Source organism: Streptomyces sp. NP160, assembly GCF_006335115.1.
Taxonomy (GTDB): Bacteria; Actinomycetota; Actinomycetes; order Actinomycetales; family Quadrisphaeraceae; genus Quadrisphaera.
Genome location: NZ_VDMJ01000004.1, coordinates 126,903 through 152,265, shown reverse-complemented (window position 1 = coordinate 152,265; position 25,363 = coordinate 126,903). Strand labels below are relative to the sequence as shown.

Annotated in this window: 24 protein-coding genes; 16 read left to right on the top strand and 8 right to left on the bottom strand. The window is 76.6% G+C overall.

Annotated elements, in window-relative coordinates:
• Positions 1-4: 4 nt before the first annotated feature.
• The 4 genes from FHN55_RS02895 to FHN55_RS02880 are packed head-to-tail and all read left to right on the top strand — an operon-like array spanning position 5 to position 4,536.
• Positions 5-1,192, top strand: coding sequence for a spermidine/putrescine ABC transporter substrate-binding protein (locus FHN55_RS02895; RefSeq protein ID WP_139710589.1), 1,188 nt, complete (start codon positions 5-7; stop codon positions 1,190-1,192).
• A 1-nt stretch (position 1,193) separates the two neighbouring features.
• Complete coding sequence (locus FHN55_RS02890; protein WP_218974291.1) at positions 1,194-2,144, top strand: ABC transporter permease; 951 nt, start codon at positions 1,194-1,196, stop codon at positions 2,142-2,144.
• Complete coding sequence (locus FHN55_RS02885) at positions 2,141-3,079, top strand: ABC transporter permease (RefSeq protein WP_218974290.1); 939 nt, start codon at positions 2,141-2,143, stop codon at positions 3,077-3,079. Before FHN55_RS02890 ends, FHN55_RS02885 begins: the two co-directional genes overlap by 4 nt.
• Positions 3,076-4,536, top strand: a complete 1,461-nt coding sequence (locus FHN55_RS02880; protein WP_139710587.1) for an FAD-binding oxidoreductase — start codon at positions 3,076-3,078, stop codon at positions 4,534-4,536. Before FHN55_RS02885 ends, FHN55_RS02880 begins: the two co-directional genes overlap by 4 nt.
• A 51-nt stretch (positions 4,537-4,587) precedes the next feature.
• Here the strand turns inward: FHN55_RS02880 and FHN55_RS22505 are convergent, their stop codons facing one another.
• Entirely contained in the window at positions 4,588-4,989 is a 402-nt protein-coding gene (locus tag FHN55_RS22505) for an STAS domain-containing protein (RefSeq protein WP_180357598.1), read from the bottom strand.
• 369 nt (positions 4,990-5,358) lie between these two features.
• Here FHN55_RS22505 and FHN55_RS02870 point away from each other — a divergent pair, with 369 nt between their 5' ends.
• The 5 genes from FHN55_RS02870 (at position 5,359) to FHN55_RS02855 (ending at position 8,523) form a co-directional block, all read left to right on the top strand.
• Positions 5,359-6,447 carry an acyl-CoA desaturase gene (locus tag FHN55_RS02870; RefSeq protein WP_139710582.1) on the top strand — a complete coding sequence of 363 codons (1,089 nt, stop codon included), beginning with the start codon at positions 5,359-5,361 and terminating at the stop codon, positions 6,445-6,447.
• A 376-nt stretch (positions 6,448-6,823) separates the two neighbouring features.
• On the top strand, positions 6,824-7,063 hold the full coding sequence (locus FHN55_RS02865; RefSeq protein WP_139710580.1) for a hypothetical protein: 240 nt from the start codon (positions 6,824-6,826) through the stop codon (positions 7,061-7,063).
• Positions 7,064-7,113: 50 nt separating this feature from the next.
• Positions 7,114-7,689 (top strand): hypothetical protein, encoded by a 576-nt coding sequence (locus FHN55_RS22500; RefSeq protein WP_180357597.1) that lies wholly within the window; start codon positions 7,114-7,116, stop codon positions 7,687-7,689.
• Positions 7,690-7,702: 13 nt separating this feature from the next.
• Positions 7,703-7,984, top strand: a complete 282-nt coding sequence (locus tag FHN55_RS02860; protein ID WP_257570651.1) for a Rid family hydrolase — start codon at positions 7,703-7,705, stop codon at positions 7,982-7,984.
• Positions 7,985-8,073: 89 nt separating this feature from the next.
• Positions 8,074-8,523 carry a hypothetical protein gene (locus tag FHN55_RS02855; RefSeq protein ID WP_139710576.1) on the top strand — a complete coding sequence of 150 codons (450 nt, stop codon included), beginning with the start codon at positions 8,074-8,076 and terminating at the stop codon, positions 8,521-8,523.
• On the opposite strand, the gene FHN55_RS02850 is transcribed toward FHN55_RS02855, so the two are convergent.
• Positions 8,495-9,112: a TIGR03086 family metal-binding protein gene (locus tag FHN55_RS02850; protein WP_139710574.1), complete on the bottom strand. Its 618-nt coding sequence runs from the start codon at positions 9,110-9,112 to the stop codon at positions 8,495-8,497. The genes FHN55_RS02855 and FHN55_RS02850 overlap by 29 nt on opposite strands.
• A gap of 146 nt (positions 9,113-9,258) precedes the next feature.
• On the opposite strand from FHN55_RS02850, the gene FHN55_RS02845 reads away from it, so the two are divergent.
• Complete coding sequence (locus FHN55_RS02845; RefSeq protein ID WP_139710572.1) at positions 9,259-11,115, top strand: bifunctional diguanylate cyclase/phosphodiesterase; 1,857 nt, start codon at positions 9,259-9,261, stop codon at positions 11,113-11,115.
• Positions 11,116-11,142: 27 nt separating this feature from the next.
• Here the strand turns inward: FHN55_RS02845 and FHN55_RS02840 are convergent, their stop codons facing one another.
• The 3 genes from FHN55_RS02840 to FHN55_RS02830 are packed head-to-tail and all read right to left on the bottom strand — an operon-like array spanning position 11,143 to position 13,324.
• Positions 11,143-11,430 carry a hypothetical protein gene (locus FHN55_RS02840; protein WP_139710570.1) on the bottom strand — a complete coding sequence of 96 codons (288 nt, stop codon included), beginning with the start codon at positions 11,428-11,430 and terminating at the stop codon, positions 11,143-11,145.
• Positions 11,431-11,446: 16 nt separating this feature from the next.
• Positions 11,447-12,235, bottom strand: coding sequence for an SDR family NAD(P)-dependent oxidoreductase (locus tag FHN55_RS02835; RefSeq protein ID WP_139710568.1), 789 nt, complete (start codon positions 12,233-12,235; stop codon positions 11,447-11,449).
• Positions 12,236-12,286: 51 nt separating this feature from the next.
• A complete protein-coding gene (locus FHN55_RS02830; RefSeq protein ID WP_306821782.1) occupies positions 12,287-13,324 on the bottom strand; it encodes an acetylxylan esterase in 1,038 nt (345 codons plus the stop codon).
• A 75-nt stretch (positions 13,325-13,399) separates the two neighbouring features.
• On the opposite strand from FHN55_RS02830, the gene FHN55_RS02825 reads away from it, so the two are divergent.
• Positions 13,400-14,155, top strand: coding sequence for a DsbA family oxidoreductase (locus FHN55_RS02825; RefSeq protein ID WP_139710566.1), 756 nt, complete (start codon positions 13,400-13,402; stop codon positions 14,153-14,155).
• A gap of 4 nt (positions 14,156-14,159) precedes the next feature.
• Here the strand turns inward: FHN55_RS02825 and FHN55_RS02820 are convergent, their stop codons facing one another.
• Positions 14,160-14,948 (bottom strand): hypothetical protein, encoded by a 789-nt coding sequence (locus FHN55_RS02820; protein WP_139710564.1) that lies wholly within the window; start codon positions 14,946-14,948, stop codon positions 14,160-14,162.
• 215 nt (positions 14,949-15,163) lie between these two features.
• On the opposite strand from FHN55_RS02820, the gene FHN55_RS02815 reads away from it, so the two are divergent.
• Together FHN55_RS02815 and FHN55_RS02810 are read left to right on the top strand one after the other, a co-directional pair.
• Positions 15,164-18,844 (top strand): TM0106 family RecB-like putative nuclease, encoded by a 3,681-nt coding sequence (locus FHN55_RS02815; protein ID WP_139710562.1) that lies wholly within the window; start codon positions 15,164-15,166, stop codon positions 18,842-18,844.
• Between the two features lie 88 nt (positions 18,845-18,932).
• Complete coding sequence (locus tag FHN55_RS02810; RefSeq protein ID WP_139710560.1) at positions 18,933-19,838, top strand: hypothetical protein; 906 nt, start codon at positions 18,933-18,935, stop codon at positions 19,836-19,838.
• Here the strand turns inward: FHN55_RS02810 and FHN55_RS02805 are convergent.
• Entirely contained in the window at positions 19,824-21,023 is a 1,200-nt protein-coding gene (locus FHN55_RS02805) for an MGDG synthase family glycosyltransferase (RefSeq protein ID WP_139710557.1), read from the bottom strand. The two genes, FHN55_RS02810 and FHN55_RS02805, sit on opposite strands and share 15 nt — an antisense overlap.
• Positions 21,024-21,198: 175 nt before the next feature.
• Between FHN55_RS02805 and FHN55_RS02800 the strand changes: the two genes are divergently transcribed.
• Together FHN55_RS02800 and FHN55_RS02795 are read left to right on the top strand one after the other, a co-directional pair.
• Positions 21,199-22,197, top strand: coding sequence for a DMT family transporter (locus tag FHN55_RS02800; RefSeq protein WP_139710555.1), 999 nt, complete (start codon positions 21,199-21,201; stop codon positions 22,195-22,197).
• Positions 22,198-22,377: 180 nt separating this feature from the next.
• Positions 22,378-23,118 (top strand): nuclease-related domain-containing protein, encoded by a 741-nt coding sequence (locus FHN55_RS02795; protein WP_139710553.1) that lies wholly within the window; start codon positions 22,378-22,380, stop codon positions 23,116-23,118.
• A 6-nt stretch (positions 23,119-23,124) separates the two neighbouring features.
• On the opposite strand, the gene FHN55_RS02790 is transcribed toward FHN55_RS02795, so the two are convergent.
• Positions 23,125-24,081, bottom strand: a complete 957-nt coding sequence (locus tag FHN55_RS02790) for a nucleoside hydrolase (protein ID WP_139710551.1) — start codon at positions 24,079-24,081, stop codon at positions 23,125-23,127.
• 178 nt (positions 24,082-24,259) lie between these two features.
• Between FHN55_RS02790 and FHN55_RS02785 the strand changes: the two genes are divergently transcribed.
• The gene (locus FHN55_RS02785) at positions 24,260-25,345 is read left to right on the top strand and encodes a polysaccharide deacetylase family protein (RefSeq protein ID WP_218974289.1); all 1,086 of its coding nucleotides are present in this window, start codon (positions 24,260-24,262) and stop codon (positions 25,343-25,345) included.
• Positions 25,346-25,363: the final 18 nt, after the last annotated feature.

The window sequence follows — 25,363 nt, the reverse complement described above, 5'->3', positions numbered from 1 at the left end:
CCCGATGCCGCAGCGCCAGCCCCAGCTCCCCGTCCGCGCCCTCGTCCCCGCCGCCGCGCTGCCGCGCCTGCAGGCGCAGCTCGGCGCCGCGCTCTCGCGCCGCACGTTCCTGGGCGGGCTCGCGGCAGCGGGAGCCGCGGGCCTCGCGGCCTGCGCCAACCCCAACGCCTCGGAGGGGGCGGGCGGCGGCGGGGGCGGGGGGACGCTCAACATCTACACCTGGGGCGAGTACGACGACCCGCAGGTGCTCAAGGACTTCACCGCCGCCCAGGGACCGGCCATCACGCTGGACAGCTACGGCTCCAACTCCGAGATGACCGCCAAGCTGAGCGCCGCCAAGGGCACCAGCGGCTACGACATCTGCGTCCCGACGCACTCCAACATCCAGCAGATGGTGGAGCTCGACCTCCTCGAGGAGCTCGACCACTCGAAGCTGCCCAACATGGCCAACCTCGACCCGTCGGTCATGGACACGGCCTGGGACCCGGGCAACAAGCACACCGTCTGCAAGGACTGGGGCTCCACCGGCTACGTCTACGACACCCAGCGCATCACCCGCGAGCTCAGCAGCTGGAAGGACTTCATCGACGCCGCCCAGAACGAGGCGTCCGGCAGCCTGTCGCTGCTGGAGGACCAGGGCGAGGTGGCCTTCATCTACTTCTTCGCCAACGGCATCGAGCCCAACACGCAGGACCCGGCGGACGTCGAGGCGTACCGGCAGTGGGTCCTGTCCGACCTCGCGCCGCACATCACCACGTTCTCCTCCTCCACCAGCGCCGCGATCAGCGCCAGCGAGCAGGCGCTGGTCCACTGCTGGAACGGCGACGGCCGCCTGGGCATCCTCGGCAACGCCGACCCGGAGCGGTACAGGTTCGTGTGGCCGTCCGAGGGCGCCAACCTCTGGCAGGACAACTGGGCCATCGTCAAGGGCGCGCCCAACGCCGAGGCCGCCTACCAGTTCATCGACTACGTGCTCGACAAGGACGTCTCGCTCAAGGAGCTGACGTACATCGGCTACAACACGGGCGTCCAGGGCATCGAGGAGGCCGCCACCGCGGCCGGCGTCGAGCGCCCGGACCTGATCTTCATCGACCAGTCGGTCATGTCCAAGCTCGTCTACAGCGAGATGACCCCGCGCGACCAGGACATCATCAAGATCTACGACGAGCTCAAGGCGAAGGCCGGTCAGTGACGTGACCACCGCCCCCCCGCGCCTGAGGCGCACCCCCCGGCTCGCGCTCCCCCGCGGCATCGGCGCCCTGCCGCTCGCCGCCTGGCTGGTGCTCTTCTTCGTCGTCCCGCTGGGCGTGGTCCTCTGGTACTCCTTCGGCTACAAGCCGAGCCTGTACGAGACGCACGCCAACGACGTCCTGTCCTTTGACAGGTACGTCGAGGCGGCCTCGCCGACGTTCTTCGCCGTGCTGTGGCGCACCATCCGCATCGCCGCGCTCGGCACCCTGCTGTGCCTGCTCATCGCCTTCCCGGTGGCGTACTGGATGGCGGTGGTGCTGCCGGCGCGCTGGCGGGGCGTCGTCGTCGCCCTCGTGCTGGTGCCGTACTGGACCAACTTCCTGGTCCGCACCATCGGGTGGCAGGTCTCCCTCAACGCCGACGGGTTCGTCTCGCGGCTGCTGCAGGGCGCCGGGCTCGTCGACGGCCCGCTGTCGGTGCTCTACACGCCAGCGGCCGTGCAGCTCGGCGTCGTCTACAACTACCTGCCGCTGATGGTCCTGCCGCTGTACGTGACCCTCGAGCGGCTGGACCCGGCCCTGCTGGAGGCGAGCTCAGACCTCGGCGCGGGGCGCTGGGCGACGTTCTGGCGCGTCACGGTGCCGCTGTCGCTGCCCGGCGCCTCGGCGGGGGCGCTGCTGTGCTTCGTCCCGCTCATGGGCGACTACATCACCCCGACCGTGCTCGGCGGGGCGAGCGGCTCGATGGTCGGGCAGATGGTGGCCTCCCAGTTCCGCGAGGCCCAGAACTGGGCGCTGGGCAGCGCCATGGCGGTGCTGCTCATGGTGGCGATCCTCGGCTCGGCGGCGGTCTTCGGCGGCGCGGCGGCCCTGCTGCGCCGCGCGGTGGCGGCCCTCACGGCGGTGCGGCTGCCCACGGTCGGCGCCGGCACCGGTGCGGGGAGCGCGTCGTGAGCGCCCCCGCCAGGACCCGGGGGACGACGACAGCGGCTCCGGGCTCGCAGCCCGCGCCACGGCGCCCGTCCCCCGCGCCCCGGCGCCGCGGGCGCGGGGTGCAGCTGCTGCTCGGCGCGTGGGGCGCGCTCGTGGTCGCGTTCCTCTTCTTCCCGATCCTCGTGATCGTCGTCTACTCCTTCAACGAGGGGCGCTCGCTCGCCACCTTCGACGGCGTCGGCACGCTGTCCTACGCGCGGGCCGTGTGGGACCCGACCATCGCCAGCACCATCCGCGTGACCCTCGTGGCGGCGCTGGGGACGGCGGCCGTGTCCACGCTGCTCGGCACCGCGGCGGGGGTGTCCCTCGCGCGGCGGCCCGGCCGGTGGGCGCCGTGGCTGCTCGGGCTCCTCGGCGTGGTGCTGGTGACGCCGGAGATCGTCTCGGCGGTCTCGCTCCTGCCGTGGTTCGTGACGCTCGGCGTGGATGCGCAGATCGGCCTGTTCAACGTGGGCCAGGTGCGCCTCGTGATCGCCAACACCCTCTTCGCCTGCGTGGTGGTGACGTTCGTGGTGCGCGCACGGCTGGCCGGGCTGGACGAGTCGCTGGAGGAGGCCGCCGCCGACCTGTACGCCAGCCCGTGGCGGCGCTTCACCGACGTGACGCTGCCGCTGGCGCGCCCGGCGATCGTGGTGGGCGCGCTGCTGTCGTTCACCTTCACCCTCGACAACACGGTGCTCTCCTCGTTCGTCTCCGTGGCGGGCTCCACGCCGTGGTCGGTCTACGTGCTCGCCTCGCTGCGGGCAGGGCTCAGGCCCGAGATCGCCGCCGTCTCCACGCTGCTGCTCGGGCTCACGCTGGCCGTGCTCGCGCTCGCCGTCCTCGTGCTGCGCCGGGACCCGGCCGGCGCAGGGCGCGGCGCGGCCCAGCTGGCGTCGATGGTGGGCGGGAAGTGACCGGGCACGCCGACCCGCCCGTCAACGGCGAGGTCAGCTTCTGGTGGCACCAGCTCGGCCGGCCGGCGCAGCGGCCTGCGCTGCCGCGCCCGCCGTCGTCGTCCTCCCCGGCGCTGGAGTGCGACGTCGCGGTGGTCGGGGCGGGGTACACCGGGCTGTGGACCGCGTACTACCTCAAGAAGGCCGACCCGTCGCTGCGCGTCGTCGTCCTCGAGCAGGCCTTCGCGGGGTACGGCGCGTCGGGCCGCAACGGCGGGTGGCTGACCAACGAGATCACCGGCGGCGTGAGCGGCTACCGGGACAGCCACGGCCCCGCCGCCGTCGACGCCTTCCAGCTGGCGATGGACTCCACCGTCGCCGAGGTGGTCGCCGTGGCGGCCGCCGAGGGGATCGACGCGGACGTGCACCGGGGCGGGGAGCACACCGTGGCCCGCGGCCCCGCCCAGCTCGCGCGGCTGCGCGAGCTGCACGCCTCGATGGCGGCGCGCGCCGGCACCGACGTGCAGTGGCTCGACGCCGGCGCGGCGTTCGAGCGGATCGGGGTGGCCGGGACGTCGGCGGCCCTCTGGCACCCGCACTGCGCGCGCATCCACCCCGCCAAGCTGGTGCGCGGCCTGGCGGAGGCCGTCGAGCGCCTCGGGGTGGAGGTCTACGAGGGCACCCGCGTCACGGAGGTCTCCCCCGGCCTGGCCCGCACGGAGGTGGGCGGCGTCCCCGGGGACGTCAGGGCCCGTGTGGTGGTGCGCGCCACGGAGGGCTTCACCGCGGACATCCCGGCCCTGCACCGCGACTGGCTCCCCATGAACTCCTCGATGGTCGCCACCGCACCGCTGCCGCCGCTGGTGTGGGAGGCCATCGGCTGGGAGGGGCGCGCGACCCTGGGCGACTCCGCGCACGTCTACATGTACGCCCAGCGGACCGCGGACGACCGGATCGCCCTGGGCGGGCGCGGCGCCCCCTACACGTGGGGCTCCAGCACCGCCCGCACCACGGCCGACGGGCGCACCCCCGAGCGCACGGTGGAGGGACTGCGCCGGGTGCTGGAGGACTTCTTCCCCGTGCTGCGCCAGCTCGCGCCGGACGGTCGCGCCCCGCTGGAGCACGCCTGGTCGGGCGTGCTGGCCGTCCCGCGCGACTGGCACGCCTCGGTGGGCCTGGAGCGCGCCGCGGACGGGACCGCGCTGGCGTGGGCCGGGGGCTACGTCGGCACCGGCGTCACCGCCACCAACCTGGCCGGGCGGACCCTGCGCGACCTCGTGCTGGGCGAGCGGACGCCGCTGACGGAGCTCCCGTGGGTCGGGCACCGGGTGCGCCGGTGGGAGCCGGAGCCGCTGCGCTGGCTGGCCGTGCACGGCCTCTACGCCACCTACCGCGCCGCCGACGCCGCCGAGGCCCGCGGCCGCACCCGCACCTCGCCGCTGGCGGTGCTGGCGGGGAAGGTCGCCGGGCACCACTGAGGACGACGACGACGACGGCCGCGGACGCCGTCGCCCCGCGCGCGCCCCAGCTCAGCCCGCGGTCCTGGCCACCCCGAGCGCGTCGGCCAGCGTGGGGAGCACCGTCAGCACCGTGTCGGCCGCGGTGACGTCGAGCACCTGCCGGGGCTGCTGCTGCGCGCAGCACACCACGAGCGACCCGCCGGACGCGGCGCACCGGCGGTGCAGCGCGATGAGGGCTCCCACCCCGCTGGAGTCGAGGAAGGCGACGCCGGTCAGGTCGGCGACCACCCGGTGCGCCGACGCCTCGGGGAGGTTCCGGCGCAGGCTGGTGGCGCCCTGCACGTCGAGGTCTCCGGCGAGGCTGAGCACCTGCACGGGTCCGCGGGCGCCGTCGTGGCGCTCGACGCGGACCCTCAGGTCCAGCGCGTCGTCGTAGCCCGGTGCCCAGCGCGCGCTGCGGTGGTCCTCCACGCCCTCCCCCTCTCGCCGTCGCCGGGTCGTCGGACACCGGACGGCAGGCCGAATGCTGGCACCCGCAGGCTGACAGCGTAAGTCCCCGAGGTGGAGACGGCCTGGGCGTGACGAGGGCCACCCGGCACCGGCGCCTCCGGCACGAGGACGACCCGCGGGCGTGTGTGACAGTGGTGGTGGGACCTCCGGGTCCCTCGCTGAGCGGTCGGCAGCACCGTCACGGACCACGAGACGGTGCACGGGTGAGCAGTGGCTGTCGCCCTCGCCCGACCCGCGCCCCGCTGCCACGGGGCGTGAGGACTGCGACGGAGCACGGCACGCGCCCGCGCCCGCGGTGCGCGCCGCGTCCCCCCGAGGAGCTCCTCCCCCATGACGACCACCGCACCCGACCCCGCCGCGGCCGCGCCCCGCGTCCGCGAGCGCGACCGGGCCGTGAGCACCTACGCAGAGCTCTCGCGGGCGGTGAAGGAACGGGGGCTGCTCGACCGCCGCCTCGGCTACTACGCGGTCCGCATCAGCGCGGCCGCGGCGGCGGCCGCGGCGCTGGTGGCGGGCGTCGTCGTCCTCGGTGACTCCTGGTGGCAGCTGCTGCCGGCGGCTGCGCTGGGCGTGCTGGGCACGCAGTTCGCCTTCCTGGGCCACGACGGCGCGCACCGCCAGGTGTTCGCCTCGAACGCCCGCAACGACTGGGCCGCCCGCGTCTTCGCGGGGCTGTGCGCGGGGCTGAGCCACGGGTGGTGGATGAACAAGCACACCCGCCACCACGCCGCGCCGAACCAGGTGGGCAGGGACACCGACATCGAGTCGGCGGTGGTGGCCTTCCACGTCGAGGAGGCCCAGAAGCGCCGCGGGCTGCGGGCGGCGCTGACCCGCCACCAGGGCTGGTTCTTCCTGCCGCTGCTGCTGCTGTCGGGGGCCAACCTGCACGTCGACAGCGTCAGGTCGCTGGCCCGCCGCTCCCCCGTGAAGGGCCGCTGGACCGACGTGGGGTTCATCGCCGCGCACTGGGCGCTGTACGCGTCGGTGCTGCTGACCACCATGGGCCCGGGCAAGGCGGCGGCCTTCGTGGGGGTGCACCTCGCGGTGTTCGGCCTGTGCATGGGCGGTGCGTTCGCGCCGAACCACGTGGGGATGCCGATCGTGGAGCGCGGCGCCCGGATCGACTTCCTGCGCCGCCAGGTGCTCACCTCGCGCAACATCCGCGGCGGGGTGGTCGTCGACTTCCTCATGGGCGGGCTGAACCGCCAGGTGGAGCACCACCTGTTCCCGAGCATGCCGCGGCCCAACCTGCGCCGGGTGCAGCCGCTGGTGCGCGAGTTCTGCGCGACGCACGGCATCCCCTACACGGAGACGTCGCTGGTCGGCTCCTACCGCGCGATCATCAGCCACCTCAACGAGGTGGGCCTGCGCGCCGGCGACCCGTTCAGCTGCCCCCTGGCCGCCCAGCTGCGCGCCTGACGAGGTCCTGCGGCGGACCGGGCGGGGACCTCGCTGCCACGCGTCCGCTCCCTCCGGGTGCAACGGCAGCGCCCCGTCCGGCGTCACAGGTGCGTCGCCGTCCACCCGAGCACGGGAGTCCGCATGCGCCCTGCCCCACGTCCGCGCCCTGCTGGTCGCACTGCTGGTCGTGGGGCCTCGGTCGCAGTGGCCGCCCTCGCGACGGCGCTGGTGGTGGCCGGGTGCGCGGACAGCACCGTCGGTGGGCTCGTGACGATCTCCGGGGACCAGGTCGACGGCGAGGCGGTGCCGTTCGAGGGCGAGCTGGTGCTCGACCACCAGAGCTGCGAGCTGGCCCGCCTCACCACCCCGGCCGGGAGCACCACCGACCGGGGTGGTGAGGCCGACCGGCGCCGAGATCTACTCCGAGGACGGCCCAGAGCCCGTGCAGGGAGCCACCGTCGACGGCGAGCAGTTCGTCAACGGCGACCGCATCCGCGGCACCGGGTACGTGGTCGGCCTGGAGGCCCTGCCTGGCGAGGCCCGCCGCAGCGGAGGGATGTACGCCCAACGGGGCCGCTACTGCGACGCCCACCACCGCGGTGTGCTGGTGATCGCCGAGGTCGAGCACGCCTGACGCGACGGGTGCACGGGGCGTCCCCTCCCACTGCCATGATCGTCCGGCTGGTGGGGTCGACGGGGGGCGGGGGACCGGTGGACGGCTTCGGGCACGACCTGCTGTGGCGCCTGCCGCTGACCCTGGTCGGCGGGTGCGTCACCGCACTGGTGGTGCTCCACCTCGTCCGGTCTCGTGAGACCACAGCCGTCGACGGCGCCAGGGCGTGGTCGTTCGAATGCTGGGCGCGCGTGGAGGAGGGCGAGCATCCCCAGCTGTCCCGCCGCTGGCGCGTCGGGCGCGCGGTGGTGAGCCCCCGCAGCATCCAGCTGACCCTGTACCGGTGGGGACTGCGCTTCCGGCGGCTGACGCCCTTCGTGGTCGACGTCGGTGCGGTCGACCACGGTGGTGTGCGGCGTGCGGGGTGGCGCGACAGCCTGCGGTTCGAGTCGTCGTGCCGTCTCGTGCCGGTGAGCACCACCGGAGGCGTGCGGCTGGTGCTGGCGGTGCCCGCACGGGATGCGTCCGTGGTGCTCGACCTCCTCGAGGGACACCCGCCACCGGCTCCCGGAGCGCCCGGGCAGCCCGGCGAACCCTGCCCCCCCCACCACGGTGGTGGTCACCGGCAGGCCCGTGACGCGCGGTGACGTCCGTGATGACGTGCCGACACAGCTCCGCCGGTGCCTCGACGCCGTGGCGCAGCAGCTGCAGCCGCAGGGGATGTCCCTGGCCGACCTGGTGAGCGTGAGGGTGCGGACCACCGACGCCCACGCCGTGGTCGCGAGCGTCCGCGAGATCGCGTCGCAGCTGCGGGAGGCCGGCGCCGCGCCGTCGATCAGCGTGCTGGCCGTCGAGCGGCTGCCCGCCCCGGGGCAGCTGGTCGAGGTGGACGCGACGGCCACGGGTGTCGGTCGTTCCTCCACCGAGGACGAGCTGCGGTGAACTCGTCCCCACCCGGACGCGGTCGGCGCGAGCGCCGCTCGCGAGCACGCGACGAGGGTCGCAGGCGGTACCGGACCGAGGTCGTCGACGTGGTGACGCGCGCCGCGCAGGACCTCCACGGCGTCACCGCCCAGGACGACCGGGAGAGCGAGCACCCGTCGGTGGTGCTGCGCCTCAGCGACCCGCACGACGCCGCCGCCGCAGCGCGGTGGGCCCGCATCTCGACCTGGGGCAGCGGGCTCTTCGTCCTCGACCTCTCCGGCGGCTTCAGCCACACGGACTTCGAGTACGACGACGGTGGCGAGCCCGAGATGCTCCGCCGGCTGCTCGGCCTCGCGGTGGAGCACCTGCACGGTCGCTCCTGCGAGGTCGAGGAGCTGGGTCCCGACGGCAGCCGGCGGCGCCACCTGGAGATCTTCATCGGCGGTGATGTCCACGCGGTGCACGAGCACGCCGAAGCGCTGTTCGGCTCCTGCCACGAGGCGCTGCTGGGGCTCCCCCGGCTGCTCCTCACTCGCCTCGTGCGGAGGGGTCGCTGACGGCGGAGGAGGACGACGGCGGGCGCCAGCCGGGGTCGCGTCCCGCCAGGCCGAGCGCCCGCTCGAAGGGCGGCGCGCCGTCGGCCACCGCCACCGCGGGCCCGAAGAGCCCCTCGCGGCTCCACTCCTCACCGGGAGCGGCGACGGCGGTGGTGAACGCCAGCACGACGGCCGCGGACCCGTCGTCCACGGCGTAGGGCTGGCCGGTCGCGCGGGCGAGGTCCCAGCCGTGGAGCACCACCTCGTCGAGCGCGACCGCGGCGGCGTCCGGGCCGTCCATCACCACCCCGCCGGCCTCCAGCCGCCCGCCGTACGGCGCCGGGTCCTGCCAGCCCTCGGCGAGCGCGGCGAGCCGCGCCGGGAGCAGCGCGCGCCAGGCGGGGTCGAGCTCGGTGGGCGGGGCGCTGTCGTCGTCGGGGACCACCGCACCGGGGGTGAAGACCAGCGACAGCCCGAGGAGGTGGACCAGCAGCCACGTCACGTCCCTGCCCTGGCAGGGCGTCGGGGCGTGCAGCTGGTCGTCACGGACGGCGAGGGCCACCCGGGCGGTCTCGGCGCAGGCGGGTCGCAGGTCGAGGAGCTCGCTCATGCAGCCCGGACCGCGGCGGACCGCCGGACTCATCGGACGGCGGCCGCGCCACCGGGTGCTGCAGGACCGGCCGTACCGGTGACGCGGCCCGGCGGAGACCGGCCCGGTGGGTCAAGCGAGGCCCCGCGGCGTCCGATGGGTGCCGTGTGGAGCACCAACCGCCCAGGCGCGGCCTCGCGCGCGCTCGCGGCACCGCGCGTCGCCTGACGACGCCGCCGTCCACGGCCTCACCGGTCGCGGCGGCGTCGCTGGCGCAGGTGCTGCTCTGCGTCAGCGCGGTCCTGGCGCTGGTGGTGGGCGGCCTGCCGGGGCACCCGGAGGCGCTGGTCGCCGTCCTGAACGCGAGCGGGCTGCTCGGGCTCGGCCTGGCGCTCGTGGTGCGGTGCCGCGGGCAGCTGGGAGCGGTGGGGCTCCACGTCCTCCTCGTGGGCGTGTCCCTCGGCGCCTCGGCAGCGGCGCTGGCGGCCTCCGCCTCGCACGCCAGCACCGCCTTCATGGTCTGGTACTGCGCGGTGGTGGCGGTCGCCGTCGCGGCCTCCTCGTGGTCCGGGGCGGTCGCGCACGTGGCGCTGGCGGTGGTCAGCGCGGCCCTGCTGCACCTCGAGCGCGGGACCGGCTCCCCCACCGCCGTGCTGGTCGTGGGCTGCGCGCTGGTGCTGACCGTCGTCGTCACCGGGCGCGCCGTGCACTCCGCCGGTGACGCCGGCGTCGACGGGCTCACGCGCCTGCCCACCCGCCGCGCCTTCGAGCAGCGGCTCTCCTCCGCCCTCGAGAAGGCGCAGGCGCAGGCGAACGCCGGCGAGCAGGCCCCACTCGTCAGCGTGCTGCTGCTGGACCTCGACCACTTCGAGGTGGTCAACCGCACCCACGGGCGTGACGGCGGCGACGACGCGCTGCGCACCGCGGCCGGCCAGCTCAGGGCGGCGCTGCCGTCCGACGCGGCGTGCGCCCGGCTGGAGGGCGACCGCTTCGCGGTGCTGCTCGTGCGGCGCGACGACGCGGCCGTGCCGACCCTCGCGCGGGACCTGCAGCGGGCCATCGCGCCCCTCCAGGCGTCGGTCGGAGCTGCCCACGCCGAGGCGGAGCAGGACTACACGACGCTGCTGCGGCGCGCCGAGGTGGCGCTGCACGCCGCCAAGGAGGCCGGGCGCGACTGCCTGCGCACGGCCGACTCGTACGACGAGCAGCTGGTCCGCGGACTGCGCCGAGCGCTGCTCAACCCGAGCATCCAGGTGGCCCTGCAGCCCCTGGTCGACCCCGCCACCGAGCGGGTGCTCGGGGTGGAGGCCCTCGCCCGGTGGCACGACCCGGCCCGCGGGTGGGTGCCGCCGGCGGTGTTCATCCCGGTGGCCGAGAAGAACGGCCTGATCCCCGACCTCGGCCAGGTGGTGCTGGAGCGCGCCTGCCGCGACGCGCTCCAGCTGGTGCACCACCTCGGACGCCCGCTGACGCTGACCGTCAACGCCTCCGGCGCCGAGCTGGTGCGACCGCAGTACGTCGACGACGTGGCCGCCGTCCTGCACCGGACCCAGTGGCCGGCGCGCGACCTGGTGGTCGAGGTGACCGAGAGCAGCCTCGACGCCGCGTCGCAGGACACGCTGGCCACCGTCGAGCAGCTCAAGCAGCTCGGGGTCCGCGTGGCCATCGACGACTTCGGCACCGGGTACTCGGCCTTCAGCCAGCTCGACAACATCCCTGCGGAGTTCCTCAAGCTGGACACCAGCTTCACGGCCACCACGACGACGAGCACCCGCCGCCAGGCGATGCTCGCCGCGCTGGTCACGCTGTGCGGGGAGCTCGGCATCCAGGTCATCGCCGAGGGCGTGGAGACCGCGGAGCAGGCCGAGCTCGTCGCCCGCTTCGGCTGCGACCTCGCGCAGGGCTACCACTACGCGCGGCCGATGCTCGTCGCCGACCTCATCGCCGAGCTGGCCCGCCGCTCGGCGCCCGGCCACCCGGTCCACCCCGCACCCGCGCTGCAGGACCACGCCCTGGGCAGCTGACCCCCGGCGCGCTGCCGAGCCCCTCGGTCACCGCTGGGACGGAGGCCCCCACACCTGCGTCTCACCCCAGGACTCCGACGACGACGACGGCGCGGGCGGCGGCGGCGCGGGCGCCAGCGCGAGGCGCAGGACGTGCCCGGCCACGCAGATCATGCCCACCCACCAGGCCGCGGACTGCAGCCACGCCACCACGCCGGTCCCCGCCACCGCGCCCGAACCGCTGTCCAGCGCGGTGACGAGGAAGCTCAGCCCCAGGCAGGAGAGGCCGGTGGGGAGCAGCGGCGAGGGTCGAAGGGGGCGCCGGCGGGGGTCCACGTGATCAGTGTGGCCCTCAGTGCATGTGCATGCCGCCGTCCACGCTGAACGTGGTCCCGTTGACGAAGCCGGCGCCGTCGGACAGCAGGAACGCCGCCACCTCGGCGAGGTCGGCCGGCTGGCCGACCCGGCCGGCGGGGATGCCGGCGGCCATCTGGGCCTTGCGCTCGTCGTCCAGCGCTCCGCCCATGATGTCGGTGTCCACCGGCCCCGGGACCAGCGCGTTGACCGTGACGCCGTGGGGCCCCAGCTCGCGCGCGGCGCCGCGGGCCAGGCCCAGCACGGCCGCCTTGGCCGCGGCGTAGGCCGACTTCGAGAACGTGCCCCCGCCGTCGAGCGCCGTCACCGACGACGTCAGCACGATCCGCCCGTGCCCGGCCGCCACCATGCGCCGCCCCGCCTCCTGCACCAGCAGCAGCGAGCCGGTGGCGTTGACCGCCATGACGCGGTCCCACTCGGCCAGGGTGACCTCCAGCAGCGGCGTCGGGCTGGGGATGCCGGCGAGGTTCACCAGCCCCGCCACCGGCGGCAGCTGCTCGTCGGCGGCGGCGAGCGCGGCGGCGACGGCGTCGGGCGAGGTGACGTCGCACGCCAGGCCCAGCACCGAGGCACCGTCGGCCAGCTCACGAGCCACCTCGTCCGCGCGGCGCCGCACGCCGCCACCGTCGACGTCCAGGAGCAGCAGGCTCCACCCGTCTCGGGCGAGCCGGTGCGCCACCGCCCGTCCGATGCCGCGCTCCGAGCCCGCGCCCGTCACCACCGCTGTCCGCTGCCCGGCTCCAGCACCGGGTCCCGCCGTCGTCATCCCCCCAGGAGTAGGTGCTGCCAGCGCCGCGCGCCAGCCGGGGACGGGGCCTCAGCCCAGGTGGCGGGAGAAGAACTCCACGGCGGCCACCTCGTCCACCGAGCCACCGCCCTCGTGCCCGTTGTAGGGCCACACCTCGATCTCCTTGTGCACCGAGGGGTCGCCGCCGCCCCACTCGGCGTAGGCCGCGAACGGCCCCGACGGCGGCACGACCGCGTCCATGAGCGCAGCCGTGAACCGCGCCGGCGCGCGGCCCCGGCGGGCGAAGCCCACGCCGTCGACGTGGTCGAGCGTGCGGTGCACGGCGTCGACCTCGTCGCGGTGCACGGCGAGGTAGCGCACCAGCTCGTGGAACGGGTCGGCGTCGGTGATGGTCATCGACCGGCGGATGTCGCACAGGAACGGGACGTGGGCCACCACCGCGCCCACGTCGGGCACCAGCCCGCCGGCGGCGATGGCCATGGCGCCGCCCTGGCTGCCGCCGTAGACCGCCACGCGCCCGGCGTCCACCACGGCGAGGGTGCGGGCGGCGTCGACGGCGCGGGCGGCATCGGTGAACAGGCGCCGGTAGTAGGAGGTCTCCGGGGAGGTGATGCCGCGCGTCATGACGCCGGGGAACTGCGCGCCGTGGCTGGCCGGGTCCTCGGTGCCGACGTCCGGCGTGGCGCCGCGGCTCCACGTCGAGCCCTGTCCGCGGGTGTCCACGTGCAGGTGCGCGAAGCCGCAGCTGGCGAAGAGCAGGTCGTCGGCGGGCTCCCCGCGGCCGCCGCCGTAGCCGACGAACTGCACCACGGTCGCCAGCCCTCGGCCGGTCCGCTCGGCGGCCTCGACGGCTCCGGCGGGCACCCGCAGCCACGCCCGGATCGGCTGCCCCTCGAAGCCCGGGAAGGTCACGTCGTACACGTCCACGCTCGTCAGCGGCGTCGGCTGCGGGACGAGCCGCACCTCGCCGCCGGCCGCGCGGGCCTGCGCCAGGGTGGAGTCCCAGAAGCCGGTGAGCCCCTCGGGGTCGCGGTGGGCGCTGCGGTGGGAGCGGAGCTGCTCCAGCGGCATGTCGGTGAGCACGGGCGCCATCGTGGCCCGAGCCACCCGCTGATCGCCCGGCGGGTGGGCCGCCCCGGCGGCCATCGGAACAGGTGCCGCCACCGCGCTGTTGCCGCCCGCGTGAAGGTGGAGATCTGGTCCGACGTCGTCTGCCCCTGGTGCTACGTGGGCAAGCGCCGCTTCGAGCAGGCGCTGTCGCGCTTCGAGCACGCCGAGGGCGTGGAGGTGGTCTGGCGCGCGTTCGAGCTGGACCCGAACAGCTCCTCCCACCCCGAGGGCACCGAGGTCGGCCCGGACGACTACGCCCAGCGCCTGTCCACCAAGTACGGCGCGGGCCTCGAGCGCGGGCGCGAGATGGTGTCGCAGATGACGGCCACCGCCGCCACCGAGGGCATCGACATGCGCTTCGACAGGGCCGTGAAGGCCAACACCGTCGACGCGCACCAGGTCATCCACCTCGCCCTGGAGCGCGGGGGCGCCCAGCTGCAGGGCGCCGTCAAGGAGCGGCTGCTGCGCGCGTACTTCACCGAGGGCGAGGCGGTCGGTGACCGCGCGGTGCTGCAGCGGCTCGCGGTCGAGGCCGGGCTGGACGCCGAGGACGTCAGCGCCGTCCTGGCCGAGGGCCGCTACGTCGACGCGGTCCGCGCCGACGAGGCGGAGGCCTCCGCGCTGGGCATCACCGGCGTGCCGTTCTTCGTGCTCGACAGGAAGTACGGGGTGTCCGGGGCGCAGTCGGCCGACGTGCTGCTCTCCGCGCTGACCCAGGCGTGGGCCGAGCGCGCACCCCAGCTCGTCATGACCGGGAGCGCCGCCGGCCCGGCAGACGGGAAGGGCGCCGACGGCGGGGCCTGCGGCCCCGACGGCTGCGCCGTCTGACGCCTCAGCGCAGGGCGGGCCAGCCCAGCAGGTGGGTCGTCTCGCAGGTGGAGTGCCAGCGCCCGGTGAGCGCCGAGCGCCGGTAGACGCCGAGCGAGCCGACCGACCTGACCACCACGTCCACGCTCCACGCCCGCCCGTCGGACAGGCCCGGCAGCTCGGCGGCACGGGTGTGCAGCGCGCGCAGCCAGCCGGCGTAGCGGTCCAGCACGAGCACGGCGCTGCCGTCGTCCTCCGACAGGACCAGCCGCCCGCGGTCGTCGCTGCGGCCCACCAGCTGGCGCACCACCCGGGTGAGCTCCAGCGGGTCCGGCCCGCCCTCGGTCATCACGGGGAAGACCTCGCGGCTCGGCGACAGCGGTGTGCCGGCCACGGGCAGCGGCAGGCGGAGCTCGTCGGACAGCGCGGCGGACAGCTCCGAGACCACCACCGAGGCCCGGCTCCACGCCACCAGCCCGGCGGCGCGGGGGCCGTACCAGCGCGCCAGCAGCGACGCGGGCCCGCCGTCCTCCGGCATGCCCTCACCCATCCACCGGGTCACGCCCACGTCGGGGCGCCCCCAGCCCAGCGCGCCGAAGGTCAGCGCCACCAGCGGTGCCCAGTGCTCCACGTGCGCCTCGTAGCGGTCGTCCTCGCCGGCCTCCGGCAGCTCGGTGCGGGCGAACGGGTCGGCCAGCGCGGGCCAGACGAGCCCGACGTGCGACGCCCACGCGCCGCGCTCGCCGAGCACCTCCTCAGACCGCTGCAGCAGCCCTGCCGCACCGGCGACCTGCCGCACCGCTGTCCGTGCCACCGAGGACCTCCTGACGCCGTCCGACGCCCGCTGCTCCGGCGTCCCTCGTGACTTCGGGGCCGGGAGGCCGCGTCCTCATCGAGGGGACACCCGCGTCACCCGCTCGGCGGACACCACCGGGGGCAGGTGCAGCCGCTCGCCGCTGCACGGGTCGCGGGGTCCCACCACGAGCTGTCGGTGCCGTCGCGCAGACTGCTCCGGGTGGGGTGCACGGGGTGAGGCGGACGGCTGACGGGTGGTGGCACTCGCCGCGCGACCTCATGGCGGTGCTCGAGTGCGACCACCGCCTGCGGCTGGAGCACGCCGCCCACAGCGGCCTCGTGCAGCGCCCGCCGGTCCCGCTCGACGGGAGCCTGGAGCTGGTGGCCCAGCACGGCCTGGAGCACGAGCGCCAGGCGCTCGCCGCGCTGAAGGCGCTGGTGGCGCCGCGCGGTGGCCGGGTGGTGGAGATCACCGCCCCCCGTGATGACGAGGACGACGACCCGGCGGTCCCGGCCGACCCGGTCGCCAGCAGCGCCGCCGCCCTGACCGCCGCGGCGCTGGCCGCCCAGGTCGACGTGGTCCACCAGGCGGCGCTCGTCGTCCCCGCTCCCCCCGAGGACCCGCGGGGCGGCGGCTTCCTCGGCTTCGCCGACTTCCTCGTCAGCGTCGACCTCGTCACCGGTGAGCCGGTGGTCGACGAGGCCACCGGGCGGCGCCGCTACGAGCCCGTCGACGCCAAGCTGGCCCGCACCGCCCGCCCCACCGCGCTGCTGCAGGCCGCCGCGTACGCGGACGCCCTCGTGGCGCTGGGCCACCCCGCGCCGCAGCGCGTGCACCTCTGGCTCGGCGGCGGGGCCGGGTCGCCCGGCGGCCGGGTGGTCTCCGAGCGCGCCGCCGACCTGCTGCCGCTCGTGGCGGAGTACCGCGAGCGCGTGCTCGCGCAGCTGGCCACCACCGGCGCCGGGCCCGCTCCGCTCCCGGAGCCCCTGTGGGCGGACGCCCGCCCGGCGTGCGGCACGTGCCCGTGGGCGCCGGTGTGCGAGACCGGCAGGGCGGACGCCCGCGACCTCAGCCTCGTGGCGGGCATCCGCCGGGACCAGGTGCACCGCCTGCGCGAGCGCGGCGCCGCGACGGTGGAGGCCCTCGCCGCCGCGGGTGACGAGGTGCGCCCGCCCAGCATGAGCCGGCCCACCTTCGAGCGGCTGCGGGCGCAGGCCGCGCTCCAGGCCCGCGGTGACGCGCAGCCGCCGGGCTCGCCGCCGCTGCACGACCTCCACGACGACGCGCCCCTGCGCCTGCTGCCCGAGCCCGACGCGGGCGACCTGTACTACGACATCGAGGGGGACCCCTTCGCCGACGGCGGCGAGGGGCTGGAGTACCTGCACGGCCTCACCGGCGCCGACGGCGCCTTCACCGCCCACTGGGCGCACGACCGGGCGCAGGAGAAGGCGGCGTTCGAGGCCGTGGTCGACACGATGACGGCCGCGGCGGCCGCGCACCCGGGCATGCACGTCTACCACTACGCCGCCTACGAGCGGACCGCGCTGCTGGCGCTCGCGGTGCGCCACCAGACCCGCGAGGCCGAGGTGGACGCCCTGCTGCGCGAGGGACGCCTCGTGGACCTCTACGCCGTGGTCCGCGCCTCGGTGCGGGTGTCCGCGCCGTCGTACTCCATCAAGAAGCTCGAGCCGCTGTACATGGGCGCCGACCTGCGCGGCGGCGAGGTCACCACCGCGGGCGACTCGATCGTCCAGTACGAGCACTACGCCGCCCTGACCGCCCGGGGCTTCCACGCCGACGCCGCCGTGGTGCTCGAGGCCATCCGCGACTACAACGCCTACGACTGCGAGAGCACCCGCCGGCTGCACGGCTGGCTCCTCTCGCTCGTCGGCAGGACGACGACGGCCGCCGCCGAGGCCGCGGCCGCTGCCGCGCTCGCCGCGGCCCGGGACGGCGCGGACGCACTGGCGGTGGCCGGCGCGGTCGGCGTGGCCGACGTCGCCGTGGACGGCTCCGACGCCGGGGCGCCCCCGGACGCCGCGGTCACCGACCTCGTCGGCCGCCTGCTCGCCGGCGTCCCCCCGCACGCGGGAGAGCGGACCGAGCTGCAGCACGCCCGGGCGCTGCTCGCGGCCTCGCTGGGCTACTACCCGCGCGAGCACAAGCCGTTCTGGTGGGAGCACTTCGACAGGCTCCGCACGCCCCTGGACGAGCTCGCCCACGACGACGGCGTCGTCGTCCTCGACCGGGTGGACGGCGGCGACTGGGAGAAGCCGCCCCGCGCCCGGACGCTCAAGCGGACCGTCACCGCGTCCACCTCGGCCAGCGCCGCGGACGCCGGCCGGCTGGGCCGCTCCCCCCACGTCGTCTACGAGGCGCCGGCGCCGGAGGGGATGCAGCTGTCCGCCGACAGCGCCCGCGGCACCCACGCCCGCTGCGGCTCGCTGGAGTGGGACTCCGGCGTGGTCACCTTCGTCGAGAGCACGGCCCAGGGGGGTGGTGGGGGCTGGCCGGAGCTGCCCGTCGCGCTGCTCCCGAGCGCGCCGCCGGCGACCAAGGGCAAGGAGGCGGTGGTCCTGGACCTCGGCCGGGCGGCCCTGGCCGAGCTGGAGGCGGGGCGCGAGCCCGACGAGGCGTGGTGGCGCCTGCTGCTGCGCCGCTCCCCCGGCCTGCACCACGCCCCCGCCGTCGCCGGCCAGCCCGGTGGCGGTGTCGACACCGTGGCCGCGGTGACGTCGGCGCTGCTGGGCGCGGGGCGCGACGTCGTCGCCGTCCAGGGGCCCCCGGGCACGGGCAAGACCTACGTCGGCTCCCGCGTGATCGCCGCGCTCGCGCAGCGCGGGTGGCGGATCGGCGTGGTGGCGCAGAGCCACCAGGTGGTGGAGAACCTCCTCGAGCGCGTCGTCGCGGTGCGCGACGCCGCAGCGGGCGGCCCGGGGTTCGCGGTGGCCAAGCCGAAGCAGGAGGGCGACGAGCGCGAGACCACCCCGTGGGAGCGCCCGCCCAGGCCCGACGCGTGGCTCGCCGCGGCCGAGCGCGGGTGCGTGCTCGGCGGCACGTCGTGGACCTTCGCCCAGGAGAAGGTGCGCGGTCAGCACCTCGACCTGCTCGTCGTCGACGAGGCCGGTCAGTTCGCGCTCGTCGACGCCCTCGTCGCGGGCTCGGCGGCCGAGCGGGTGCTGCTGCTGGGAGACCCGCAGCAGCTGCCGCAGGTCTGCCAGGGCACCCACCCCGAGCCCGTGGACGTCTCCGCGCTGCGCCACCTGCTCGGCGGGGCCTCGCTCGTGCCGCCCGAGGCCGGCTACCTGCTGGACACCACGTGGCGCATGCACGAGCGCGTCTGCGAGCCCGTCTCGCAGCTGCAGTACGAGGGCGTCCTCGCCGCGCACCCGCGCACCGCCGAGCGGCACCTGGAGGGCGTGGAGCCCGGCGTGCACCTGCAGCCGGTCGACCACCGCGACAACACCACGGCGTCGGTCGAGGAGGCGGCGCGGGTGGTGGAGCTGGTCGGCGACGCGCTGGGCCGCACCTGGACGGACGAGGACGGCGCAGCCCGCCCGGTGGGCACCGGCGACGTCCTCGTCGTCGCCCCCTTCAACCGCCAGGTGTCGCTGCTGCGCCAGCGGCTCGCGGCGGCGGGCTGGGGCGACGTGCAGGTGGGCACGGTGGACAAGTTCCAGGGGCGCGAGGCACCGGTGGTCGTCGTGTCGATGGCGACGTCCTCCGGTGACGACCTGCCCCGCGGTCTGGAGTTCCTCCTGTCGCGCAACCGCCTCAACGTGGCGCTGTCGCGGGCGATGTGGGCGGCGCACCTGGTGCACTCCCCCGCGCTGCGCGCCATCACGCCGACGACGGCGGAGGGCCTCGTGGCGCTCGGCGCCTTCGTCGGTGTGCTGCGCCGCACCACGCCCTGATCCGGACGGGTGGTCGCCGACGGCCGGACGGGGCACCGCCCCGCGGGCCGGGTCAAGCGACCGAGCGCTCGGGGCCGACACCTCCACCATGCCGCTGATCACCCTGCGCCCCGCGCCGTCCGGAGCGACGCCGCTCACGACGTCGACGGCGTCCGTGCTGCGACACCTGGACGCGGTGCTGGTGACGGCCCTGCTGCGCACCGCCGTGCCGGCGCTGCGGGACGCCGGCTCCGTCGTCCTGCTCGCCGAGGGCCGGGACGGGCGCCGCGTCAGCGGCGCCGCTCGCGACGCGCTGGTCAGCGACCCGGGCACCGCGCTGCTCGTGGTCACCGGCGACCGCACGCGCCCGCCGTGGGTGGACGAGCTGGGCACCGAGGACGAGCAGCTCCGGGTCGCGTGGTGCTCCTCGGCGCACCTGGCCGACGTCGTCGACCTCGCGCTGGCCGACGGCCTCCCCCAGGCCCGCGCCAGCCAGCACTCCCGCGAGCTGCTCGGCGAGCTGCTGGCCTACTGGGACGCGCACGGCCTGCGCTCCCTGCACGACACCGTGGTGGTGGCCGGCCGCACCGCGTGGCCGGAGTACCTGCGCACCGGCGCGGTCATCACCGCGCCCGGCCGCGAGCTGCGCGGAGGCACCACGCACGTCGGCTTCTCCGTGGACGGCGAGCTCGCCGGCATCGTGCCCGCGGTCGAGGCGGTGCACACCGGCGTGAGGTTCACCGCCGCCAGCGCCGACCGGCACCGCGAGCAGGGCCGCGAGCAGCTCGCCGCGGTCATCGACACGTCCCTGGCGGACCACACCCGCACCGAGGGCGCCCTCTACGACGTCGTGCTGCTCAGCGCCCCGTGGGACGAGGGCACCGTGCAGCTGGGCGCCGGCGTGGCCGACTCGGGCGTCACCGGACGCCGCGGCGGCTGGCCGCAGGCCCGCCGGTACGCCCACCTCGACGAGCTGCGGGCCCAGTCCTCGACCCAGTCCTCAGCGCGGGGCTGACCCGCCGCCGGCGCGCGCACCGGCCCGCGGGGCCACGCGACGCAGCACGGCCTGCGCCGCGCAGGGCCACGTCCGCTGGAGCCGCCCGCGCGCCAGCTGCGCGTGCAGCGCGTCGCCGAGGGCTCCCGGCGTGGTCGGCCACGGGACCCCGCCGCGTCCGGCGAGCACGGCGGCGTTGGCGCGCCCGTGCCCGGGGATGCTGCGGTAGGTCACCGCGGGCAGCCCCGCCACGAGCGCCTCGGTCACAGCGAGGCCACCGGCGTTGTGCACGAGCACGTCCGCCAGCTGCATCAGCCGGTGCACGTCGGAGCGCCACCCGAGCGCCACGGCGCCGGGCACCGCCGCGGCGCGGCGCCGCAGCGCCTCGTTGCGTCCGCACAGCACCAGCGGCGTCCACCCGGCCGCGACCACGTCGCGCGCCGACGGCACCACCGCGCCCATCCCGAGCGAGCCCGTGGCCAGCAGCGCCACCGGCCGGCCGGCGTGCTGCCCCCGGTCCAGGCCCAGCTCCCCCCGCAGCGCCACCAGCTCCGGCAGCGCGGGGCGCTCCGCGAAGCGCGCCGGCACCAGCGGGCCCGCCACCTCGAACGGCACCCCGGCGCGCTCGAGCTGCGGGTAGGCGGCCCGGCCCTGCTCCGCGGTCGCCTCGGTGACGGTGAGGTGCGCCGCGGCGCGCGGGTGCAGCCAGGACGCGTGCACGGCCGGGTCGGTGCAGTAGGTGACGAACGGCACGGCCAGGCGGCCGGCCTCGGCCTCCTGCCCGAGCAGCTGGCTGGACAGCGGGTAGGTGGAGACGACCACGTCGGGCCGCACCTCCTCCAGCCACCCCTGCACCGCGCCCGCGCCCAGCGCGCAGATCTCCTGCTCGACGCGCCAGACCACCCCGCGGTGCTGGACGCCTCGGAACACCGCCTCGAACAGGTGCGGCAGCCGCGCCACGGCCACGGCGTAGCCGTCGCGCAGGAAGAGCTGGGCGGCGCGCGGCAGCCCGTCGAGCAGGTCGCGCACCTCGGCCACCGCGCCCGCGGCGCGCAGGCGCGCGGCCAGCTCCGCGGCGGCGCCGTCGTGCCCCGCCCCCACGCTGCCGGTGAGCACCAGCACCCGCGGGGCGCGCGCCGAGGGCGCAGGGAGCACCACCGGCGCGGCGGGCACGGCGGGGAGCAGACCCGGGGGCGCTGCGGTCATCGAGGGTCCTCACGTCGGGCCGAGCGGTCCCCCCGACCCTGCCCGCCCCGGTGCGGTCCGCTCCCCCTGTGCGGGCGCACTCCAGGTGAAGGTCAGGCGAACAGCTGCCCCGCGGCGGGCGTCCCGGACGCGTCACCGGACGCACCACCCCCCCGCGCCCGGGGATGCTGGGCGGGTGATCGCGGTGCTCTTCGGGCTGGCGGCGGCCGCCGCGCTGGCGGGCGCCGCGGTGCTCCAGCACGACGCCGCCTCCACCGCACCCGCCCAGCGCGGCTTCGGCGCCGGTGTCAGGCTGCTCGGGCGGCTCCTGCGCCGTCGCCGGTGGCTCGCCGGGCAGCTGCTGGGCGCCGCGGGCCTGGGGCTGTTCGCGGTGGCGCTCCACCTGGGCCGCGTGGTGGTGGTGCAGCCCCTGCTGGCCACCCAGCTGGTGTTCTCGCTGCTCCTCGCCGGGGCCCTGGCGCGGCGCCGCCACGGGCGCGCCGGCCTGGACGCCGCGCTGTGGGGTGCGGCGGCGCTCGTCGTCGGCGGCCTGGTGCTCTTCGGGGTGACCGCCCGCCCCGCGGCGAGCCCCGCCGTCGCCGGGAGCAGCGGCGGCAGCGACGGCACGGACGTCGAGGCCCTCCGCCTCAGCTGGCTCCTCGGCTCCGCCGCAGTCGCGCTCACGGCCCAGCTGGTGGGCGGGCTGCTGGGGCACCGCCTGCGCGCCGGCCGGCGGTGCCTGCTGCTGGCGGTGGCCGCAGCGTGCGGCTTCGGGGTGGACGCCCTGCTGATCAAGGCGGTCGGCGCGCAGGTCGCGAGGGGCGAGTGGCTGTCCTGGCCGCTGGTCGCCCTCGCCGTGCTCGCGCCGTCCTCCCTGGTGACCGCGCAGCGCGCCTTCCAGGCCGGCGCGGTGACGCAGGCCCTCCCCGCCATCGCGGCCCTCGAGCCGGTGGTCGCGATCACGCTGGCCGGGCCTGCGCTCGGCGAGCACCTCGCCAGCGGCGCCGGCTGGCGGGCCGGCCAGGCCGCGGGCCTGGCGGCGCTGCTGGTGGGGGTGGTCGTGCTCGCGCGCCGCGGTCCCTGGGCCACCGCTGCCCGCCCGCCGACCGCTGAGGACGACGACGAGCGCGGCCAGCCCGGGCTGCGCGGCGGCCGGCTGCGCCGAACGGGTGACGGGTCGCTGAGCCGCCGCTGATCCGGTGGCCGCCCGCTCGAGCGGCAGCGGCGAGCCGCCGATGCCAGCGGGGTGACGGCTCCCGCTGGTGCTCGGCCCCTGCTCGCGCCGTCCCCCGCTGCCACCACAGGGCCCGCGGCCACCCGTCCCACGGCCAGGCTCAGGGCACCCGGCGCGCCCCGCCCGGCGGGAGCGTCCGCGATGGCGGCGGCTGTCGCCGCTCAGGACGCCGCCGCCCCGCTCCCCGCGGTGCTGCGGCTGCTGCGGCGCGCCGTCGGCGCCGACCCGCTCACCGGCGACGCGCTGGAGCACTACGTCGACGCCGTCGGCCAGCGCGAGGTGGGCCGCCGCCTCGCCGTGCTGCGCCGCCGCAGCGGTCCCACGCCGCCGTGGCACGTGGTCCACGACCTCGACCTCGGCGACCAGCCCGTCGACCACGTGCTCGTCGGTCCCGGTGGCGTCTGCGCGGTCACCACGCTGCACCTGCCCGGCTCGCGCGTGCGCGCCGTCCGGTCCGGGCTCCTCGTGGACGGCCAGCGCGCCGAGCACCTGCAGCGGGCGCAGCAGCGGGCCCGCGCCCTGCAGCAGCTCCTGGCCCGGGCCACCGGCGCGGACGTGCCCGTGCGTGCCGTCGTCGCCGTCCTCGGGGCCGAGCGGCTGGCGCTGCCGCTGCGCACCGGCGACGTCGCCGTCCTGAGGGCCCCCGTGCTGGTGCGCTGGCTGCGGCGCCAGCCGCACGTGCTGGACGCCACCACCGCGGCGCGCCTCGCCGCCGCCGTGCGCGACCTCGACCCCGGTGACGGCGGCGCCGAGACCGCCGCCTTCTCCGTCCTCCACGAGCGCGTCCGCGCCGCTGACCGCCTCCGCCGCGCCTGGTTCGTGGCGGTGGCGGTGGCGGGCTCCACCGGCGTCACGACGCTGCTGGCGGCCGTCAGCCCCTGACCGAGCTCACAGCGTCAGGAGGCGCTCCAGCAGCACGGCGCCGAAGTCGCCGTCGACCTCCAGCGCCACGCGCGGCGCGCGGGGGAAGTGGTCGGGGAAGCCGTGGTAGAGCCCGCGCAGGTCGGCGATGGTCTGCCCGCGCCCGGGCCCGTGCGTGGCGTCCACGGCCACCGGCACGCGCGGCGCCAGCGACAGCTGCACGTCCCCGGTGATGACGCCGGCGGCCAGAGGGTCGTGCAGCACCGAGCACGGGCGGCCGAAGCGCTCGGCGTAGAAGGCGAAGTAGAACTCCAGCACCTCCCCCAGCGCCCGGGTGACGGGCGTCCCGGCGGCGAGCAGCGCCTGGCGGTGCTCCTCCTCGAAGCGCTGGTGCATGGTCACGTCGAGGCCGACGACCGTCAGGTCGAAGCCGGCGTCCACCACGCGGGCGGCGGCCACCGGGTCGTTGTGGATGTTGGCCTCGGCGACGGGGGTGACGTTGCCGGGCGCCATCGCCGCACCGCCCATGATGACCACCTCGCGCACCAGGCGCGGCAGGTCCGGCTCGAGCTCGAGCGCGAGCGCGACGTTCGTCAGCGGGCCGATGGCCAGCAGGCGCAGCTGCCCGGCGTGCTCGCGGGCGGCGTCGACGAGGGCCTGCGCCGCGCTCGTGCCGCTCACCTCGCTGGCGGCGCGCGGCAGCGCCACCCCGCCGGTGCCGTCCGCGCCGTGGACGTGCGGGGCGCCGCCCGAGAAGGGGTGGTCGAGGAAGTCGTGGGCGCCCAGGTGCACGGGCACGTCCTCGCGCCCGAGCATCGCCAGCAGGTCGAGGGTGTTGCGCGCGCCGACCGCCGCGGCGACGTTGCCGCTCACCGCTCCCACCCCCACCAGGTCCACGCCCGGCGAGGCGACCAGCCACGCGATGGCCAGGGCGTCGTCGACGCCGGTGTCGCAGTCGAGGAACAGCGGGGCGGTGTCAGGCACGCGCCCATGCTCCCAGCGCCACCCCGGGCGTGGGGCGGGCCGGGTCGTCGTCCGGGCGGCGCCGCGTTACGGCTGTGGGTCACTCGCGCGTCGCGCCCCCGCCGGGGGCCGGAGGCCCCTACCGTCGGCCCACGGTCGAGCCGACCGCCGCCGGTCCGAGCCCTGCGAGGTCCCCGTGGTGCCCACGTCGCTGCTGCCCACCGGGGCGCCCGTCCCTGCCGCGTGGTCGCGTCGCGCCGGCGCCGGGCCGCTCGACGACCTGCGCGCCTCCGCCTCCCTCGCCGCGGCCCGCGGCGGCGTGCCCGCCCTCCTCGCCCTCCTCTGGGACGACCACGACGACGACGCCCGCCGCGCCCGACCCGCGCCGGTGGCGCCCGCGTCCGTGCTCGCCGACGGGCGGCAGCTGGCCGCCCGGGCCGACCTCGTGTGGCGGGCGCTCGCGTCGGACCAGCGCGACGACGACCTCAGCGTCGTCATCTCCGTGCTGCACGCCGCGGGCTTCGCCGTGCTGGCCGATGAGCTGGCCGACCAGCGGGCGGGTGCCCTCCGGGTGCCGCACCCGCGGCGGGCAGCTGTCCCCGGCAGCGCGCCGCTCGGCATGACCTCGCACCTGCTGGCGATGGGCCGCGGCCACCACCTGCGGGTGGTGAGCTGGCACAACACCCCGCCGTCGCGCCGTGACCAGCTGCGCGCCGAGCTCGCCGCGCTGCAGCAGCGCTACCGCCTCTGGACCCTCGCCGACCTCGAGGCCGTCACCGCCACCGGCACCTGGCCCGACGACCCGCGCCCGGGCCTGCTGCCGGTCTTCTACGAGGGCTACCGGGCCAGCGCGGAGGTGGCGGCGCCGGTGTGCGACGAGCTGGGGATCACCGGCTGGTTCGGCGTGTGCACGGGCTTCGTCAGCTGCCGTCCCGACCAGCAGGAGCTGTTCGCGAGGTCGCACAAGGTCGTGCTGCTGCCGGAGGACCTCGCCGCCCCCAGCGCCGCCATGACGTGGGACCAGGTCGGTGAGCTGGCGCAGCGGCACGTGGTGTTCGCGCACACCGCCTCGCACGCGGGCATCGAGGAGACCCCCACCGACGCCGACCTGGAGCGGGAGGTCCTCGCCCCCGCCACCGCGCTGCGCGCGGCGACAGGGCAGGACGCGGGGGTGTTCGCCTGGCTGCACGGCTCCCCCACCGGCACCAGCGCCCGCCACGACGCCGCGCTGCGCGCGGCGGGCTACCGCCACCTCGTCAGCGCCACCGCCGTCCACCGCCTCTGAGGACGGCGCAGCCACCGG